This is a genomic window from Pseudomonas sp. FP2196 (genome assembly GCF_030687715.1).
In the GTDB taxonomy this organism is placed as follows: Bacteria; Pseudomonadota; Gammaproteobacteria; order Pseudomonadales; family Pseudomonadaceae; genus Aquipseudomonas.
This window is the reverse complement of sequence record NZ_CP117445.1, coordinates 5677145-5693994: the sequence shown is the minus strand read 5'-3', so window position 1 is coordinate 5693994 and position 16850 is coordinate 5677145. Positions and strand designations below refer to the sequence as shown.

At 60.6% G+C, this 16850-nt stretch carries 16 protein-coding genes; 11 read left to right on the top strand and 5 right to left on the bottom strand.

Features of this window, described 5'->3' with window-relative positions; translation table 11 throughout:
* Positions 1 to 20 precede the first annotated feature (20 nt).
* From PSH79_RS25575 to fdhA, 6 genes are all read left to right on the top strand, one after another.
* Positions 21 to 1271, top strand: a complete 1251-nt coding sequence (locus PSH79_RS25575; RefSeq protein ID WP_095187127.1) for a sarcosine oxidase subunit beta — start codon at positions 21 to 23, stop codon at positions 1269 to 1271.
* 14 nt (positions 1272 to 1285) lie between these two features.
* Entirely contained in the window at positions 1286 to 1615 is a 330-nt protein-coding gene (locus PSH79_RS25570; RefSeq protein ID WP_016986286.1) for a sarcosine oxidase subunit delta, read from the top strand.
* Positions 1612 to 4629, top strand: a complete 3018-nt coding sequence (locus PSH79_RS25565; protein WP_305440199.1) for a sarcosine oxidase subunit alpha — start codon at positions 1612 to 1614, stop codon at positions 4627 to 4629. Before PSH79_RS25570 ends, PSH79_RS25565 begins: the two co-directional genes overlap by 4 nt.
* Before the next feature lie 143 nt (positions 4630 to 4772).
* A complete protein-coding gene (locus PSH79_RS25560; RefSeq protein ID WP_305440198.1) occupies positions 4773 to 5405 on the top strand; it encodes a sarcosine oxidase subunit gamma in 633 nt (210 codons plus the stop codon).
* Between the two features lie 131 nt (positions 5406 to 5536).
* Positions 5537 to 6394 (top strand): formyltetrahydrofolate deformylase, encoded by an 858-nt coding sequence (purU, locus tag PSH79_RS25555; RefSeq protein ID WP_305440196.1) that lies wholly within the window; start codon positions 5537 to 5539, stop codon positions 6392 to 6394.
* Positions 6395 to 6594: 200 nt separating this feature from the next.
* Positions 6595 to 7794 carry a formaldehyde dehydrogenase, glutathione-independent gene (fdhA, locus tag PSH79_RS25550; protein WP_042561444.1) on the top strand — a complete coding sequence of 400 codons (1200 nt, stop codon included), beginning with the start codon at positions 6595 to 6597 and terminating at the stop codon, positions 7792 to 7794.
* 58 nt (positions 7795 to 7852) lie between these two features.
* On the opposite strand, the gene PSH79_RS25545 is transcribed toward fdhA, so the two are convergent.
* Positions 7853 to 8167, bottom strand: a complete 315-nt coding sequence (locus PSH79_RS25545) for a hypothetical protein (RefSeq protein WP_305440194.1) — start codon at positions 8165 to 8167, stop codon at positions 7853 to 7855.
* 379 nt (positions 8168 to 8546) lie between these two features.
* On the opposite strand from PSH79_RS25545, the gene PSH79_RS25540 reads away from it, so the two are divergent.
* Entirely contained in the window at positions 8547 to 9104 is a 558-nt protein-coding gene (locus PSH79_RS25540; protein ID WP_122599255.1) for a DUF2780 domain-containing protein, read from the top strand.
* A gap of 1 nt (position 9105) precedes the next feature.
* Here PSH79_RS25540 and PSH79_RS25535 read toward each other — a convergent pair whose 3' ends face one another.
* On the bottom strand, positions 9106 to 9993 hold the full coding sequence (locus tag PSH79_RS25535; RefSeq protein WP_305440193.1) for an acyltransferase: 888 nt from the start codon (positions 9991 to 9993) through the stop codon (positions 9106 to 9108).
* 245 nt (positions 9994 to 10238) lie between these two features.
* On the opposite strand from PSH79_RS25535, the gene PSH79_RS25530 reads away from it, so the two are divergent.
* The 4 genes from PSH79_RS25530 (at position 10239) to creD (ending at position 14442) form a co-directional block, all read left to right on the top strand.
* Positions 10239 to 10742, top strand: a complete 504-nt coding sequence (locus tag PSH79_RS25530) for an ATP-dependent zinc protease (protein ID WP_007909997.1) — start codon at positions 10239 to 10241, stop codon at positions 10740 to 10742.
* Between the two features lie 68 nt (positions 10743 to 10810).
* Positions 10811 to 11491, top strand: a complete 681-nt coding sequence (gene creB, locus PSH79_RS25525; protein ID WP_305440192.1) for a two-component system response regulator CreB — start codon at positions 10811 to 10813, stop codon at positions 11489 to 11491.
* On the top strand, positions 11491 to 12909 hold the full coding sequence (gene creC, locus PSH79_RS25520; protein WP_305440191.1) for a two-component system sensor histidine kinase CreC: 1419 nt from the start codon (positions 11491 to 11493) through the stop codon (positions 12907 to 12909). The genes creB and creC overlap by 1 nt, the downstream gene beginning before the upstream one ends.
* Positions 12910 to 13071: 162 nt before the next feature.
* A complete protein-coding gene (gene creD, locus PSH79_RS25515; RefSeq protein WP_305440190.1) occupies positions 13072 to 14442 on the top strand; it encodes a cell envelope integrity protein CreD in 1371 nt (456 codons plus the stop codon).
* A gap of 253 nt (positions 14443 to 14695) precedes the next feature.
* Here the strand turns inward: creD and PSH79_RS25510 are convergent, their stop codons facing one another.
* From PSH79_RS25510 to PSH79_RS25500, 3 genes are all read right to left on the bottom strand, one after another.
* Entirely contained in the window at positions 14696 to 15325 is a 630-nt protein-coding gene (locus tag PSH79_RS25510) for a glutathione S-transferase (RefSeq protein ID WP_305440189.1), read from the bottom strand.
* A 208-nt stretch (positions 15326 to 15533) separates the two neighbouring features.
* Positions 15534 to 15713, bottom strand: coding sequence for a hypothetical protein (locus PSH79_RS25505; RefSeq protein WP_305440188.1), 180 nt, complete (start codon positions 15711 to 15713; stop codon positions 15534 to 15536).
* The gene (locus PSH79_RS25500) at positions 15710 to 16840 is read right to left on the bottom strand and encodes a PepSY domain-containing protein (protein WP_305440187.1); all 1131 of its coding nucleotides are present in this window, start codon (positions 16838 to 16840) and stop codon (positions 15710 to 15712) included. The genes PSH79_RS25505 and PSH79_RS25500 overlap by 4 nt, the downstream gene beginning before the upstream one ends.
* Between the last annotated feature and the right edge of the window lie 10 nt (positions 16841 to 16850).

Below are 16850 nucleotides of genomic sequence, written 5' to 3'. Positions count from 1 at the left end.
GCGTTCTGGAGTAAATGACTATGCAACGCTATTCGGGCTTCGGCCTCTTCAAACACTCCCTCAGCCACCACGAAAACTGGCAGCGCATGTGGCGCACACCGACGCCGAAAAAGGTCTACGACGTGGTCATCGTCGGCGGCGGCGGGCACGGTCTGGCGACCGCCTACTATCTGGCGAAAGAACACGGCATCACCAACGTGGCCGTGGTCGAGAAAGGCTGGCTGGGCGGCGGTAACACCGCGCGCAACACCACCATCGTTCGCTCCAATTATCTGTGGGACGAGTCGGCGCACCTGTACGAACACGCGATGAAATTGTGGGAAGGCCTGTCGCAGGATCTGAACTACAACGTGATGTTCTCCCAGCGTGGCGTCTACAACCTCTGCCACACCCTGCAGGACATCCGTGATTCCGAGCGTCGGGTCAGCGCCAACCGCCTCAACGGCGTCGATGGCGAACTGCTCAACGCCCAGCAAGTCGCTGACGAGATTCCGTACCTCGACTGCTCGAAGAACACTCGCTACCCGGTGCTGGGCGCCACCGTCCAGCGTCGCGGCGGCGTGGCCCGTCACGATGCCGTGGCGTGGGGCTTTGCCCGTGCCGCCGACGCCCTCGGTGTGGACTTGATCCAGCAGACTGAAGTGATCGGCTTCCGCAAGGAAAACGGCGTGTGCATCGGTGTTGAAACCAACAAGGGCTTCATCGGCGCCAAGCGCGTCGGTGTGGTGACGGCCGGTAACTCCGGGCACATGGCCAAACTCGCCGGTTTCCGTCTGCCGATCGAATCCCACCCGCTGCAAGCGCTGGTGTCCGAGCCGATCAAACCGATTATCGACAGCGTGATCATGTCCAACGCTGTGCACGGTTACATCAGCCAGTCCGACAAGGGCGACCTGGTGATCGGCGCCGGTATCGACGGCTACAACGGCTACGGCCAGCGCGGTTCGTACCCGGTGATCGAGCACACCATCCAGGCCATCGTCGAGATGTTCCCGGTGCTGTCGCGGGTGCGCATGAACCGTCAGTGGGGCGGCATCGTCGATACCACGCCGGATGCCTGCCCGATCATTTCGAAAACCCCGGTACCGAACATGTTCTTCAACTGCGGTTGGGGCACCGGCGGCTTCAAGGCCACACCTGGCTCGGGCAACGTGTTTGCCGCGAGTCTGGCCAAGGGTGAAATGCACCCGTTGGCTGCACCTTTCTCCATCGACCGTTTCCACAACGGTGCGTTGATCGATGAACACGGCGCTGCTGCGGTTGCCCACTAACAGGAGAAATCCCCATGTTGCATATCTTCTGTCCTCACTGCGGCGAACTGCGCTCCGAAGAGGAATTCCACGCATCCGGTCAGGCGCACATTCCGCGCCCGCTCGATCCTGGTGCCTGCACTGATGAAGAGTGGGGCGACTACATGTTTTTCCGCGATAACCCGCGCGGTCTGCACCACGAATTGTGGGATCACGTTGCCGGTTGCCGCCAGTACTTCAACGTCACCCGCGACACCGTGACCTACGAGATTCTCGAAACCTACAAGATCGGCACCAAGCCGCAATTCACCGACAAGGCTGATACGGCGAAAACAGCCACGACGGCGCTGGGAGAGAAGGTATGAGCCAGACCAATCGCCTGTCCAACGGTGGACGGATCGACCGCAACAAAGTGCTGAGCTTCACCTTCAACGGCCAGACCTACAAAGGCTTCGAGGGTGACTCGCTGGCCGCCGCGCTGATCGCCAACGGCGTCGATATCATCGGCCGCAGCTTCAAGTATTCGCGTCCACGCGGCATCTTCGCCGCTGGCGCCGAAGAGCCGAACGCCGTGCTGCAAATCGGTGCGACCGAAGCCACGCAGATTCCGAACGTGCGCGCCACCCAACAGGCGCTGTACCAAGGTCTGGTCGCCACCAGCACCAACGGCTGGCCCAACGTCAACAACGACATGATGGGCATTCTCGGCAAGGTCGGCGGCAAGCTGATGCCGCCGGGTTTCTACTACAAAACCTTCATGTACCCGCAATCGTTCTGGATGACTTACGAGAAGTACATTCGTAAGGCCGCCGGTTTGGGCCGTTCGCCGACCGAAGTCGATCCGGACACCTACGACTACATGAACCAGCACTGCGACGTGCTGATCGTCGGCGCCGGCCCAGCGGGTCTCGCGGCGGCGCTGGCGGCTGCGCGCAGTGGTGCTCGGGTGATTCTGGCTGACGAGCAGGAAGAGTTCGGCGGCAGCCTCCTTGATTCCCGCGAAAGCCTCGACGGCAAACCGGCGATGGATTGGGTTGCCAGCGTCATCGCCGAATTGAAGGACACCCCGGACGTGCTGCTGTTGCCGCGCGCCACGGTCAACGGTTACCACGACCACAACTTCCTGACCATTCACGAACGCCTCACCGATCACCTCGGCGACCGCGCACCGATCGGTCAGGTGCGTCAGCGCATTCACCGCGTTCGTGCCAAGCGTGTGGTGCTGGCGACCGGCGCTTGCGAGCGTCCGCTGGTCTACGGCAACAACGACGTGCCGGGCAACATGCTTGCCGGTGCTGTCTCGACTTACGTGCGCCGTTACGGCGTGGCGCCAGGTAAAAAACTGGTGCTGTCGACCAACAATGATCACGCCTATCGCGTGGCTCTGGATTGGCTCGACGCCAGTCTGCAAGTGGTCGCCATCGCCGACGCCCGCAGCAATCCGCGCGGTGCATTGGTGGAAGAAGCCCGCGCCAAAGGCATCCGCATTCTCACCGGCAGCGCCGTGATCGAGGCCCGTGGCAGCAAGCGCGTCACCGCTGCCCGCATCGCCGCAATTGATGTGAAGGCGCATGCCGTGACCAGCCCGGGCGAATGGCTCGACTGCGATGTGGTCGCCAGCTCCGGCGGTTACAGCCCGGTGGTTCACCTGGCCTCGCACTTGGGTGGCAAGCCGACCTGGCGCGAAGACATCCTCGGTTTCATCCCGGGCGAAGCCCCGCAGAAACGCGTGTGCGTCGGTGGCATCAACGGCGTCTACGGTCTCGGCGATTCTCTGGCCGATGGTTTTGAAGGTGGCGTGCGTGCTGCCAGTGAAGCCGGTTTCGCTGCGGTCGAAGGCACTCTGCCGAAAGCCCTGAGCCGCCTCGAAGAGCCGACGCTGGCGCTGTTCCAGGTGCCGCATGAAAAGGGCACGGCCCGCGCACCGAAGCAATTCGTCGACCTGCAAAACGACGTCACCGCCGCCGCCATCGAACTGGCGACCCGCGAAGGTTTCGAGTCGGTCGAGCACGTCAAACGCTACACCGCACTGGGCTTCGGCACCGATCAGGGCAAGCTCGGCAACGTCAACGGTCTGGCCATCGCCGCCCGTTCGCTGAACGTGACCATCCCGCAGATGGGCACCACGATGTTCCGCCCGAACTACACGCCGGTCACCTTCGGCGCCGTGGCCGGCCGTCACTGTGGGCACATCTTCGAACCGGTTCGCTACACCGCACTGCATGCCTGGCATGTGAAGAGCGGCGCCGAGTTTGAAGACGTCGGCCAGTGGAAACGCCCATGGTACTTCCCGAAAAACGGTGAAGACCTGCACGCTGCCGTGAAGCGCGAATGCAAAGCCGTGCGCGACAGCGTCGGCCTGCTCGACGCCTCGACGCTGGGCAAAATCGACATTCAAGGCCCGGATGCCCGCGAGTTCCTCAACCGCGTGTACACCAACGCCTGGACCAAGCTCGACGTGGGCAAGGCGCGTTACGGCCTGATGTGCAAAGAAGACGGCATGGTCTTCGACGACGGTGTCACGGCGTGTCTGGCCGACAACCATTTCGTCATGACCACCACCACCGGCGGCGCCGCGCGCGTGCTGCAATGGTTGGAGCTGTACCACCAGACCGAATGGCCGGACATGAAGGTGTATTTCACCTCCGTCACCGACCACTGGGCGACCATGACCCTGTCCGGCCCGAACAGCCGCAAGCTGCTCAGCGCCGTGACTGATATCGATCTGAGCAACGAAGCGTTCCCGTTCATGACCTGGAAAGAAGGTCTGGTCGGCGGTGTGCCGGCGCGGGTGTTCCGTATCTCGTTTACCGGTGAGCTGTCATACGAAGTCAACGTGCAGGCCGACTATGCGATGGGCGTGCTGGAGAAAATCGTCGAGGCCGGCAAGCCGTACAACCTGACCCCGTACGGCACTGAAACCATGCACGTGCTGCGGGCCGAGAAGGGTTTCATCATCGTCGGTCAGGACACCGACGGCTCGATGACCCCGGACGACCTGAACATGGGCTGGTGTGTAGGTCGCACCAAACCGTTCTCGTGGATCGGCCAGCGCGGCATGAACCGTGAAGACTGCGTGAAGGATCAGCGTAAGCAACTGGTCGGCTTGAAGCCGATCGACCCGACCAAATGGCTGCCGGAAGGTGCGCAACTGGTGTTCAACACCAAGCAGGCGATCCCGATGACCATGGTCGGCCACGTGACCTCCAGTTACGCGCACAACTCCCTCGGTTATTCGTTTGCCATGGGCGTGGTCAAGGGCGGTCTGAAACGCATGGGTGAGCGGGTGTTTGCGCCGCTGGCCGATGGCAGCGTGATCGAGGCAGAGATCGTTTCTTCGGTGTTCTTCGATCCGAAGGGTGATCGCCAGAACATTTGATGGTCTCGAGAACTGTGGGCGGGCGGCTATTCGCGAGCAGGCTCGCTCCCACATTCGACCGCGTTCACCTGTGGGAGCGAGCCTGCTCGCGAAAGCGGCAGATCAGCCACCGCAGGAACCAACAGAATTCAGGAAGGTGCTTTATGACCACAGCCAACGTGTACCAACAACGCCCAACCACCGGTGCCCGTGCCGAGTCGTCGCTGCACCATGCCGACCTCGCCAGCCTGGTCGGCAAGGGCCGCAAGAACGCCGGCGTGATCGTGCGTGAGAAAAAACTCCTCGGCCACCTGACCATTCGTGGCGATGGCCACGATGCCGCCTTCGCCGCTGGCGTACACCAGGCCCTGGGCATCGAACTGCCCGGCGCCCTGAGCGTGATCGTCAAAGGCGAAACCAGCCTGCAATGGATGGGGCCGGACGAGTGGCTTCTGATCGTGCCAAGCGGTGAAGAGTTCGCCGCCGAGCAGAAACTGCGCGAAGCGCTGGGCGATCTGCACATTGCAATCGTCAACGTCAGCGGCGGCCAGCAACTGCTCGAACTGAGCGGGCCGAATGTGCGTCAGGTACTGATGAAGTCCACCAGCTATGACGTGCATCCGAACAACTTTCCGGTCGGTAAAGCGGTCGGGACGGTGTTCGCCAAGTCGCAGCTGATGATTCGCCATACCGCTGAAGACACTTGGGAGTTGCTGATCCGTCGCAGCTTTTCGGATTACTGGTGGTTGTGGTTGCAGGATGCTTCGGCCGAGTACGGCCTCAGCGTCCAGGCCTGACACTGAATGGCCATCGTGCCTGCTTCTGTGGCGAGGGGATAAATCCCGTCACCACAAAAGCAGTTCAGCGCAGGTCAGCCCAGTTCAGCGTTCACTCTGCTCACCGTTGTTGAAACAGGAGTCACCGCACCATGAGCCGCGCCCCAGACACATGGATTCTGACCGCCGACTGCCCCAGCGTCCTCGGCACCGTGGACGCGGTGACGCGTTTTCTGTTCGAGCAGGGCTGCTACGTCACCGAGCACCATTCCTTCGATGACCGCCTCTCCGGGCGTTTTTTCATTCGTGTGGAATTCCGCCAGCCCGACGGCTTCGACGAACAAGCTTTCCGTGCCGGCCTCGCCGAGCGTGGCCAGGCCTTCGGCATGATCTTCGAGCTGACCGCGCCGAACTACCGGCCAAAAGTGGTGATCATGGTCTCCAAGGCCGATCACTGCCTCAACGACTTGCTCTACCGCCAGCGCATCGGCCAGTTATCGATGGACGTGGCGGCGGTGGTGTCCAACCACCCGGATCTCAAGCCGTTGGCCGACTGGCACCAGATTCCCTACTACCATTTCCCCCTCGATCCCAACGACAAACCGTCGCAGGAGCGTCGGGTCTTGCAGGTGATCGAAGAGTCCGGCGCCGAACTGGTGATCCTCGCCCGTTACATGCAGGTGTTGTCGCCGGAGCTGTGCCGCAAGCTTGATGGCAAGGCGATCAACATCCATCACTCGTTGTTGCCGGGCTTCAAGGGTGCCAAGCCTTATCACCAGGCCTACAACAAGGGCGTGAAACTGGTCGGCGCGACAGCGCACTACATCAATAACGACCTCGACGAGGGGCCGATCATCGCCCAGGGCGTCGAGGCGGTGGATCACAGTCATTACCCTGAGGATCTGATTGCCAAGGGGCGCGATATTGAAGGCCTGACGCTGGCGCGGGCGGTTGGGTATCACATTGAGCGGAGGGTGTTTCTCAACGCCAATCGTACGGTCGTTCTCTAGATCGCCATCGCTGGCAAGCCAGCTCCCACAGGATTCGGTGTTGGATTTAGATTCTGTAAACGACACAAATCCCTGTGGGAGCTGGCTTGCCAGCGATGAGGCCCTGACAGGCAACACATAAACAGCATCTGTACCCGAGCACTCAACGCGCTGCCTGCCTGGGCAACGCGGTTCCATAAAAACAACAGCGAGGTGAAAGCATGTCTGGCAATCGTGGTGTGGTGTATCTCGGCGCTGGCAAGGTCGAAGTACAGAAAATCGACTATCCGAAAATGCAGGACCCGCGCGGTCGCAAGATCGAGCACGGGGTCATTCTCAAAGTGGTTTCCACCAACATCTGCGGCTCCGACCAACACATGGTGCGCGGCCGTACCACGGCGCAGACCGGTCTGGTGCTGGGCCATGAAATCACCGGCGAGGTGATCGAAAAAGGCTCCGACGTCGAAAACCTGAAAATCGGCGACCTGGTTTCCGTTCCGTTCAACGTGGCTTGCGGGCGTTGCCGTTCCTGCAAGGAGCAACACACCGGCGTCTGCCTGACCGTCAACCCGGCCCGTGCCGGCGGCGCTTACGGTTACGTCGACATGGGCGACTGGACCGGTGGCCAGGCCGAATACGTGCTGGTCCCCTACGCCGACTTCAACCTGCTGAAACTGCCGGATCGCGACAAGGCCATGGAGAAAATCCGCGACCTGACCTGCCTGTCCGACATCCTGCCGACCGGTTACCACGGTGCGGTGACTGCCGGTGTTGGCCCGGGCAGTACCGTTTACATTGCCGGCGCCGGCCCGGTCGGTCTCGCCGCCGCCGCTTCGGCGCGCCTGCTCGGTGCGGCGGTTGTGATCGTCGGCGACGTCAACACCATCCGCCTGGCCCACGCCAAGGCGCAGGGTTTTGAAATCGTCGACCTGTCCAAGGACACGCCGCTGCACGAACAGATCGCCGCTCTGCTGGGCGAGCCGGAAGTCGATTGCGCCGTGGATTGCGTGGGCTTCGAAGCGCGCGGCCACGGCCACGACGGGGTGAAATCCGAAGCACCGGCCACCGTGCTCAACTCGCTGATGGGCGTGGTGCGCGTGGCAGGCAAAATCGGCATTCCGGGCCTGTACGTCACTGAAGATCCGGGTGCCGTCGACGCCGCCGCGAAAATGGGCAGCCTGAGTATTCGTTTCGGTCTGGGCTGGGCCAAGTCGCACAGCTTCCACACTGGCCAGACGCCGGTCATGAAGTACAACCGCCAATTGATGCAGGCGATCATGTGGGATCGCATTAACATTGCCGAAGTGGTGGGCGTGCAGGTGATCAGCCTCGATCAGGCGCCGGAAGGTTACGGCGAGTTCGATGCGGGTGTGCCGAAGAAGTTTGTGATTGATCCGCATAAGTTGTTTAGTGCGGCGTAAGTTTCGCTCCCACGAAAAAGGGCAACCTGTCGGGTTGCCTTTTTTTTTAAGTTGGTTTTTATTCTTTGAACGAGCATTTGCTGGCGTCACCGTCAGCAGTAGCACAGTCATCACCCTTCCAGTTGCTCCCGGTGGCTTTAACCGGGGTCCCGTTTCGATAGCCGGTCGAGGCGCCGAGATCGTCCTTGCCTTCATACCGGCAAATAACAACCGAGTTGGGTGCGTCTTTGTTTTTAAGGCGTGCAGAGGTGAAGGTGAGATCCTCGGCACCCTGAGAGTGGGTCACTGAGAGAGTCGGGCACGTAGCTGCATAAACAGTGCTCATCATGGCCAGACTGAGCAAAACGCCGGTGGTGATTTTCTGCTTCATCATTTGTACTCCGTTACATAAAAGGAGCAGAAATATTCGCTTTGATATGGATTGCCGACAACTGTCAGATCTGACAGGTATCTAAATCCATTTGAAGTAAGGCTTTCATTTAATCGCTAATAAATGGCCTAAAGGATCGCAGCCTTCGGCAGCTCGTACACGGTCCCTGTAGGAGCTGCCGAAGGCTGCGATCTTTTGATCTTCTGCACTCAAAAGTTGCTGATGCCATTCATCGCGAGGGCATCCCGATTTCACGTTCTATCCACGTGGCATTGCTGAAAATGGATGCGCAGGCGAGGAACATGCCGGCAGATACCCTGTCAAACCGGCAGTTTCACCGCCTGTTCAACGGGTGGTTTCCACAGCGCAAGAGGATGTCTGAATGAAGATTTCACGCGGTTTTGCCTTGGCATCGCTCCTGACCCTGGCGGCCGGCCCGGTGTTTGCCGGTTTCAGCCTGAACGACGTCGCCGGTGCCGTTTCGGGCATGCAGGGCGGTGATAAGGCGGCCGCTGCGGCGCCGACGTCGGAAACCGCCGGTTTGCTCAGTGCCCTGAGCGCGCTGGATGTCACGCCGGAGCAAGCCGTGGGCGGCACCAGTGCGATGCTCGGGCTGGCGAAGAATCAGTTGAGCAGCACCGATTATTCACAGCTGGCCAAGGAAGTGCCGGGCATCGACAAGTTGTCCGGGGGCAGCGGTAATCTGGCGGCGCTGGGCGCCTTGCTCGGCTCGTCGGGCAAGTCCGCCGGTCTGGAAAACGCCTTGGGCAACGTCAAGGACACCAATGACCTGAACAATGCCTTCAGCGCGCTGGGCATGGACAGCGGCATGATCGGCCAGTTTGCCCCGGTGCTGCTGCAGTATCTCGGTCAGCAAGGCGTCGGCGGTTCGCTGCTGAGCAGTCTGGGCAGCATCTGGGGCACTGGCACCGGTAGCTGATTCAGCCGCGCCCGTTCTTCAGTTCAGCGATGCGCTGATCTTTCTCGGTCCAGAGCTGGTTGACCCAGCTCTGGACCTTCTGGCGAAACACCGGATCGTTTTCATAATCGCCCTGCCACAGCGCCGGGTCGAGTTCGCGGGTCTGGATGTCGATGATCACGCGCGGCACGTTACCGCTGATCAAATCCCAGAAGCCGGGAATCTTCGCCTGTGGATAAACCACCGTCACATCGAGAATCGCGTCCAGTTGTTCACCCATCGCCGCCAGTACAAAAGCCACGCCGCCCGCCTTGGGCTTGAGCAGGTGATTGAACGGTGATCGTTGCTGCGCGCTTTTGGCGGCGGTGTAGCGGGTGCCTTCCAGATAATTCACCACGGTCACCGGCTGGCGCTTGAACAGCTCGCAGGCCTGCTTGGTGATTTCCAGATCCTTGCCCGCCAGTTCCGGGTTCTTCGCCAGGAATGCCTTGGTGTAGCGCTTCATGAACGGGTAATCCAGCGCCCACCAGGCCAGACCCAGGAACGGTACCCAGATCAGTTCTTTCTTGAGGAAGAACTTGAAGAACGGCGTGCGCCGGTTGAGGGTCTGGATCAGTGCCGGAATGTCGACCCACGACTGGTGATTGCTGACCACCAGATAAGAGGTGTCACCGCGCAGGTCATCACCGCCGCGAATGTCCCATTGAGTAGGAATGCACAGGCGAAATATCAGCTTGTCGATTTCTGCCCAGGTCTCGGCGATCCACATTACCGCCCCCGACGCGTAATCACGCCAGCGCCCGGGCGCTACCAGTTTGAGCAGGGCAAACACCATCAACGGCCCGATCAGGATCAGGGTGTTGAGCAATAGCAGCAGGGTGACGAAACAGCCGGTGAGCAGGCGGCGCATAGGCAACTCTATGAAAGCGGATAGGCGCGCCATGATAAGTGGCTTCGGGCGACAGGCCAAATTTGCACTGACGAATGTTTCACCTTCGCACCTCTAAGATCAAAAGATCGCAGCCTTCGGCAGTTCCTACCCGATCCCTGTAGGAGCTGCCGAAGGCTGCGATCTTTTGATCTGTCGTTTGCCGAACGAATTCAAAGCCAACGGTCTAAAATCCCGTTGCCTAACTCCTCAAGGAAGCCCTTTACGTGAAATCCCTCCTTGCACTGTTTGCCCTCGTCGCCTTGCCGGTCATGGCCGCCGAGCCGACCCTTTACGGGCGTTACGAATACATTGCGCTGCCGGAAATCGGCGGTGAAGTGCTCAAGGCCAAGATGGACACTGGCGCGCTGACCGCCTCGTTGTCGGCCAAGGACATCGAGACGTTCACCCGCGACGGCGACGAATGGGTGCGCTTCCGTCTCGGCACCAAGGACGCCAGTAACAAGGTCTACGAACACAAGGTGGCGCGCATCAGCAAGATCAAGAGCCGCTCCGATGAGGAAGACGAGGGCGAAAGCACCGAAGTCGCCAAGCGCCCGGTGGTCGATCTGGAGCTGTGCCTGGGCAACGTCAAGCGTACCGTGGAGGTCAACCTGACCGACCGCAGCAACTTCAACTACCCGCTGCTGATCGGTGCCAAGGCCTTGCGCGAGTTCGGCGCGGCCGTAAACCCGGCCCGTCGCTTCACCGCCGACAAGCCCGACTGCTAAGTGGTCTCATTGACGTAACGTCAGGCTTGGGGCACCGTTCGCGCACCTAACCCAAGGGCTCGGACGCCATGCCTCATATCCTGATTGTCGAAGACGAAGCGGCGATTGCCGACACGCTGATTTTTGCCTTGCAGGGCGAGGGGTTCACCACCACCTGGGTGAGCCTCGGCGCGGCGGCGCTGGAGCATCAGCGCCAGACCCCGGCGGATCTGATCATTCTCGACATCGGTCTGCCGGACATCAGCGGTTTCGAAACCTGCAAACAGCTGCGCCGCTTCAGTGAAGTGCCGGTGTTGTTTCTCAGTGCGCGGGACGCCGAGATCGACCGTGTCGTGGGGCTGGAAATCGGTGCCGACGACTATGTGGTCAAGCCGTTCAGTCCACGGGAAGTCACGGCGCGGGTTCGCGCGATTCTCAAGCGCATGGCGCCACGCCTCGTAGTTGAAGACTCTTCTGCGCTGTTTCGAATTGATCCCGAGCGGGTGCAGATTGCCTATCGCGGTCAGCCTCTGAGCCTGACCCGCCACGAATTCCGCCTGCTGCAATGCCTGCTCGAGCAACCGGAGCGGGTCTTCAGCCGCGAACAATTGCTCGATGCATTGGGGGTGGCGGCGGATGCCGGTTACGAGCGCAGCATCGACAGCCACATCAAAAGCGTGCGCGCCAAGCTGCGTCTGGTGCGCGCCGAAGCCGAGCCGATCCAGACCCATCGCGGCCTCGGTTACAGCTACAGCCCGGGGCACAGCTGATGTCGCTGGGGCTGCGGATTTTCCTGGTGTATGTGCTGTTTGTCGGCCTGACCGGTTATTTCGTGCTCAACACGGTGATGGAGGAAATCCGTCCTGGTGTGCGTCAGTCCACCGAAGAAACCCTGGTCGACACCGCCAACCTGATGGCGGAGATCCTGCGTGACGATTTCAAGGCCGGCACCCTCAGCGAGAATCGCTGGCCGCAGTTACTGCGCGCCTACGGCGAACGCCAGCCGCAAGCAACGATCTGGGGGCTGCCGAAGAATCAGGTCAACCATCGCATCTATGTCACCGACGCCAAGGGCCGGGTGGTGCTGGACTCCAGCGGTGTGGCGGTGGGCCAGGACTATTCGCGCTGGAACGACGTCTACCTGACCTTGCGTGGCGAGTACGGTGCGCGTTCCAGCCGCAGCGATCCGGATGACCCGAGCTCGTCGGTGATGCACGTCGGCGCGCCGATCCGCGACCACGGGCAGATCATTGGCGTGGTCACCGTGGCCAAACCCAACAGCTCTTTACAGCCTTATGTTGATCGCACCGAACGGCGCCTGCTGTATTACGGCGCCGGTTTGATCGGCCTTGGTCTGTTGTTCGGTGCGTTGCTGTCGTGGTGGCTGAGCCGCGCGCTGCACCGGTTGACCGGTTATGCCCAGGCAGTGAGCGAGGGCCGGCGGGTGGAAGTGCCGCACTATCGCGGCGGCGAACTGGAACAACTGGCCACGGCGGTGGAACAGATGCGCACGCAACTGGAGGGCAAGGCTTATGTCGAGCGCTACGTACACACGCTGACCCATGAACTGAAAAGTCCGCTGGCGGCCATTCGTGGTGCTGCGGAGTTGTTGCAAGGTGAAATGCTGCCGGTTCAGCGCCTGCGTTTCGTCGGCAACATCGACAGCGAAAGTGCGCGGATGCAGCAGTTGATCGAGCGCTTGCTGAATCTGGCGCAGGTTGAGCAGCGCCAAGGGCTGGAGGAACGGGTCGCGGTGCCGCTGGCGGTGTTGGTCGATGAGTTGTTGCAGGCTCAGACCGCGCGAATCGAAGGCAAGAAGCTGCGCATTGAACAGGCAATCTCGGCGAATCTGCTGCTGATCGGCGAACCATTTTTGCTGCGTCAGGCGCTGGGTAACCTGCTGGAGAATGCGCTGGATTTCACCCCGGTTGAGGGGCTGTTGCTGTTCAGTGCCGAACGCCGGGATGAGCAGATTGAACTGCGTCTGTTCAATGAAACCGCGCCGATTCCCGATTACGCCTTGCCGCGTCTGACCGAGCGCTTTTACTCATTGCCGCGCCCGGACAGTGGGCGCAAGAGCACCGGGCTTGGGCTTAACTTTGTCGAGGAAGTGGTCAAGTTGCATGGTGGGTCGATGTGCATTCGTAATGTTGAAAATGGCGTTGAGGTGACTTTGCGCCTGCCTTGAGAGTGTTAAAAGATCGCAGCCTTCGGCAGCTCCTACAGAGGTCGGTGTAGGAGCTGCCGAAGGCTGCGATCTTTTTTATGTCTCCACACAATCTCCACATTCCCCCCACAAAACCCCCATATACCCCGACCAGACTCTGCCCATCAAAACAGGGAGAGTCCCATGAACAAGAATCTGACCATAAAGCTCGGGGCCATTGCCCTGTTGATCCTGCTGTTGCTGATACCGCTGCTGATGATCGACGGAGTCATCGACGAGCGCCAGCAACTGCGCGACGGCGTGCTTGAAGACATTGCCCGCAGTTCCAGTTACAGCCAGCAATTGAGCGGCCCGGTGATGGTGGTGCCATATCGCAAGGTGATTCACAACTGGAAGATCAACGACAAAACCAACAAGCGCTATGACGAGCCGAGCGAAGAGCGCGGGCGTTTGTACTTCCTGCCAGAACGTTTTGAGCTCGATGGCCAGGTACAGACCGAACTGCGCGCCCGGGGCATTTACGAAGCGCGGCTGTTCCACGCCGATAATCGCATCAACGGTCACTTTTCGCTGCCGGCGCAATTGGGCATCAAGGAAGACTTCGTCGATTACCAGTTCGATGCACCGTTTCTCGCGGTCGGCATCAGCGACATTCGCGGCATCGAGAACGCCTTGAAACTGGAACTTGACGGTCAGCGCCTGGACTTCGTGCCTGGTACTCAAGTCGGTTGGCTCGGCGAGGGCGTGCGGGTAACGCTGCCGCTGCTCGACACCAGCAAAACCACGGAACTGGCGTTCGGCTTCGACCTGCGTTTGCAGGGCACCGGTTCGTTGCAGGTGCTGCCGGTGGGCAAGAGCAGCAGCGTGAGCCTCACTGCCAACTGGCCGCACCCAAGCTTCATCGGCAACTTCCTGCCGGCCAAGCGTGAAATCAACGACACCGGTTTCAGCGCCGACTGGCAGACAACGTTCTTCTCCACCAATCTGCAAGACGCCATGAGCCGATGCGTCAGCAGCAGTGATTGCGATGGCTTCAACGCCCGCAGTTTTGGCGTGAACTTCATCGATCCGGTGGATCAGTATCTTAAGAGCGACCGGGCGATCAAATATGCCTTGCTGTTCATCGTCCTGACGTTCGCCGGTTTCTTCCTGTTCGAAGTGCTCAAGAGCCTGGCGGTGCACCCGGTGCAATATGCGTTGGTGGGTGTGGCGCTGGCGTTCTTTTACCTGTTGCTGCTGTCGCTGTCGGAACACATCGGGTTTGCTCTGGCGTATCTGTTGTCGGCCAGTGGTTGTGTGGTGTTGATCGGGTTCTATGTCTGCCACGTGTTGCACAGCGTGCGTCACGGTTTGAGTTTTTCGGCGGGGTTGGCGGCGTTGTATGGCTTGCTGTATGGCTTGTTGAGCGCCGAGGATTACGCGCTGCTGATGGGCTCGCTGTTGTTGTTCGGCTTGCTCGGTGTGTTCATGGTGCTGACGCGCAAACTGGATTGGTACGGGATCGGGCAGAAGCAGGGTAAACCGCTGGAGTTTGATGTGGAGGCGATGCAATGAGCCGGTCGCTGGGGTTGCGTGAGGATCAGCAGTGGAAGGATGAGTTGGTGACGCGGATTATCGGGTTTCTGCCTGTGGAACCGAGGTGGCCTCATCGCTGGCAAGCCAGCTCCCACAGGATTTGTGGTGGATCAGTTTTCTCCGCTACATCCAGCTCCCATAGGTTCTGTGCTGATACAGATTTCTCTGCCACACCCAAATCCAATGTGGGAGCTGGCTTGCCAGCGATGAGGCCGGAACAGACGTCGCAGATCTAGGGCTTGGGCATGGTCGCGATCATGGACGGTCGCTGACTGATTTCGAAGAACCAGTTGGCCAGTTGCGGATTGGCCTCGCGCCAGCCCAGGTCCGGGAAGCGCAGGTCGAGGTAACCCAGCGCACAGGCGACGCTGATCGCCGCCACATCGAAGTGGCTGGTCAGCTCGGCAATCGCGTCTTTTTCCAGCAGCGCCAGCGCGCGACGGATCTTGTCACGCTGGGCGTCGAGCCATTCGTCCCAGTGTTTTTCCGGCGCACGCAGCACCTGCTCGTAACGCACCATCACCGAGGCATCCATGATTCCGTCGGCCATCGAGGCCAGGGTCAGGCGCCGCCAGCGGGCCGAACCATCGCGGGGGATCAGCGGGTTGCCGACGTGTTGGTGGTCGAGGTAGTCGAGGATCACGCGGCTGTCATGTATGACATTGCCATCAGCCAGGCGCAGGGCGGGGATTTTGCCCAGCGGGTTGTCGGCGTTGAGCTCGGCACTCGGGCTGACCGGGCTGAGCACGCAGTCTTGCAACGCGACGCGATCCTGCTGGCCGGTCTCGTGCAGAAATACCATGACTTTGCGTACGAACGGGGAGAGCGTGTTGTGGTACAGGGTCATGCTGGGGGCGGACATTGGCAAACCTCGTGGGCATCGAAGAGCAGGAGGTTAGCCTAGCCACAAGCCGCGAGGCTGGCGAGGGAATTTATGGTGCCTTGAAGGTCGCCATCGCTGGCAAGCCAGCTCCCACAGGTTTTTGCAGTGAACACACATTTCGGGTTCACCAGAAGTCCCTGTGGGAGCTGGCTTGCCAGCGATGAGGCCATCACCGACAACACAAAAACTACCCGCGCAGCAGCAATCCCCTGATCGCCAAAAATGCCGGAACACCCAGCCCAACCCAGCTCAATGCATCCCAGATGCCATCCCCCAACAACGCCGCAAACAGCCCTGCGGCACTGAGCAGCGCAATCACTAGCGGCGTGCTGAACACCTTCCAGAAACTCGACTGACGCGGCTTCATGCCGAGGCCTCCGTCGTTTCCAGCACTGGCTTGGCAGCCTTGCGCCGCACCACCCACAAATACACGCCGCTGCCGAGCACGATGATCGTCAGCACATCGAGGGTGGCCCAGAGGATCTTCATTGGCATGCCGCCGTAGTCACCGAAGTGCAGCGGCTGCGACATGCCCATGGCGTCCATGTACCACGGCCGCTCGGCCACCGCCGTGACTTGCAGGGTCGTGGCGTCGATCAGCACCGGCGTCAGCAGGTGAGAGGTCAAATGCGTGCCGCCCTTCATGAACACCGAGTAATGGTGTTCGCTGGAAAACCGCGTGCTGGGGAAGGCGATGAAGTCCGGTTTCATGCCCGGCGCGACTTCGCCGGCAATGTCGAGCAAGCGGGTGGCTGGCGCCAGATGAGTCAGCGGTGGCGCATCGCGATAGGGCGCGATCAAGGTATTGAGCGAGTCGTTGCGCCATGCAGCGATCAGCAAGTCGGCGCAGGCGCTGATCACACCGGTTACGCCGACCACCAACGCCCAGGTCAGCGTGACGACGCCGATCAGGTTATGCAGGTCAAGCCAGCGCAGGCGGGTGGATTTGTCCTGGCGCACGGTGCCGAACTTCAAACGGCGCATGAACGGCAGGTACAGCACCGTCCCGGAAACAATCGCCACGACAAACAGCAGGCCCATGAACGCCAGCAGCAATTTGCCCGGCAGCCCGGCGAACATGTCGACGTGCAGGCGCAGGATGAACAGCATCAAACCGCCGTTCGCCGAGGGGGTTTCCAGCGCTTCGCCGGTGCGCGCATCGAGCATGAACGTGTGCGAAGAGTTGGGCTCGGTGCCGGCGGTTTTCGCCATGATCGTCAGCACGGCGTTCGGCTCATCGTCGTCGAAGCCGAAGTACTGCACGACGTCATCCGGGCGATGTTTTTCCGCTGCCTCGACCAGTTGCGCCAGATTCAGGCGCGGCGTGTCGGCCGGCATCTCGCGAACTTCGGGCGCATCGCCGAGCAGGTGGTCGATTTCATGGCTGAAGATCAACGGCAGGCCGGTCAAGGCCAGCATCAGCAAAAACACGGTGCAGATCAGGCTGGTCCAGGTGTGGATGAACGACCAGCGGCGGATTGTTTTACTTTTCATTTCATGACCT

Coding starts and splice junctions, on each gene's coding strand:
- PSH79_RS25575 (WP_095187127.1), top strand. CDS start 21: ATGCAACGCTATTCGGGCTTCGGCCTCTTCAAACACTCCCTCAGCCAC.
- PSH79_RS25570 (WP_016986286.1), top strand. CDS start 1,286: ATGTTGCATATCTTCTGTCCTCACTGCGGCGAACTGCGCTCCGAAGAG.
- PSH79_RS25565 (WP_305440199.1), top strand. CDS start 1,612: ATGAGCCAGACCAATCGCCTGTCCAACGGTGGACGGATCGACCGCAAC.
- PSH79_RS25560 (WP_305440198.1), top strand. CDS start 4,773: ATGACCACAGCCAACGTGTACCAACAACGCCCAACCACCGGTGCCCGT.
- purU (WP_305440196.1), top strand. CDS start 5,537: ATGAGCCGCGCCCCAGACACATGGATTCTGACCGCCGACTGCCCCAGC.
- fdhA (WP_042561444.1), top strand. CDS start 6,595: ATGTCTGGCAATCGTGGTGTGGTGTATCTCGGCGCTGGCAAGGTCGAA.
- PSH79_RS25545 (WP_305440194.1), bottom strand. CDS start 8,167: ATGATGAAGCAGAAAATCACCACCGGCGTTTTGCTCAGTCTGGCCATG.
- PSH79_RS25540 (WP_122599255.1), top strand. CDS start 8,547: ATGAAGATTTCACGCGGTTTTGCCTTGGCATCGCTCCTGACCCTGGCG.
- PSH79_RS25535 (WP_305440193.1), bottom strand. CDS start 9,993: ATGCGCCGCCTGCTCACCGGCTGTTTCGTCACCCTGCTGCTATTGCTC.
- creB (WP_305440192.1), top strand. CDS start 10,811: ATGCCTCATATCCTGATTGTCGAAGACGAAGCGGCGATTGCCGACACG.
- creC (WP_305440191.1), top strand. CDS start 11,491: ATGTCGCTGGGGCTGCGGATTTTCCTGGTGTATGTGCTGTTTGTCGGC.
- creD (WP_305440190.1), top strand. CDS start 13,072: ATGAACAAGAATCTGACCATAAAGCTCGGGGCCATTGCCCTGTTGATC.
- PSH79_RS25510 (WP_305440189.1), bottom strand. CDS start 15,325: ATGTCCGCCCCCAGCATGACCCTGTACCACAACACGCTCTCCCCGTTC.
- PSH79_RS25505 (WP_305440188.1), bottom strand. CDS start 15,713: ATGAAGCCGCGTCAGTCGAGTTTCTGGAAGGTGTTCAGCACGCCGCTA.
- PSH79_RS25500 (WP_305440187.1), bottom strand. CDS start 16,840: ATGAAAAGTAAAACAATCCGCCGCTGGTCGTTCATCCACACCTGGACC.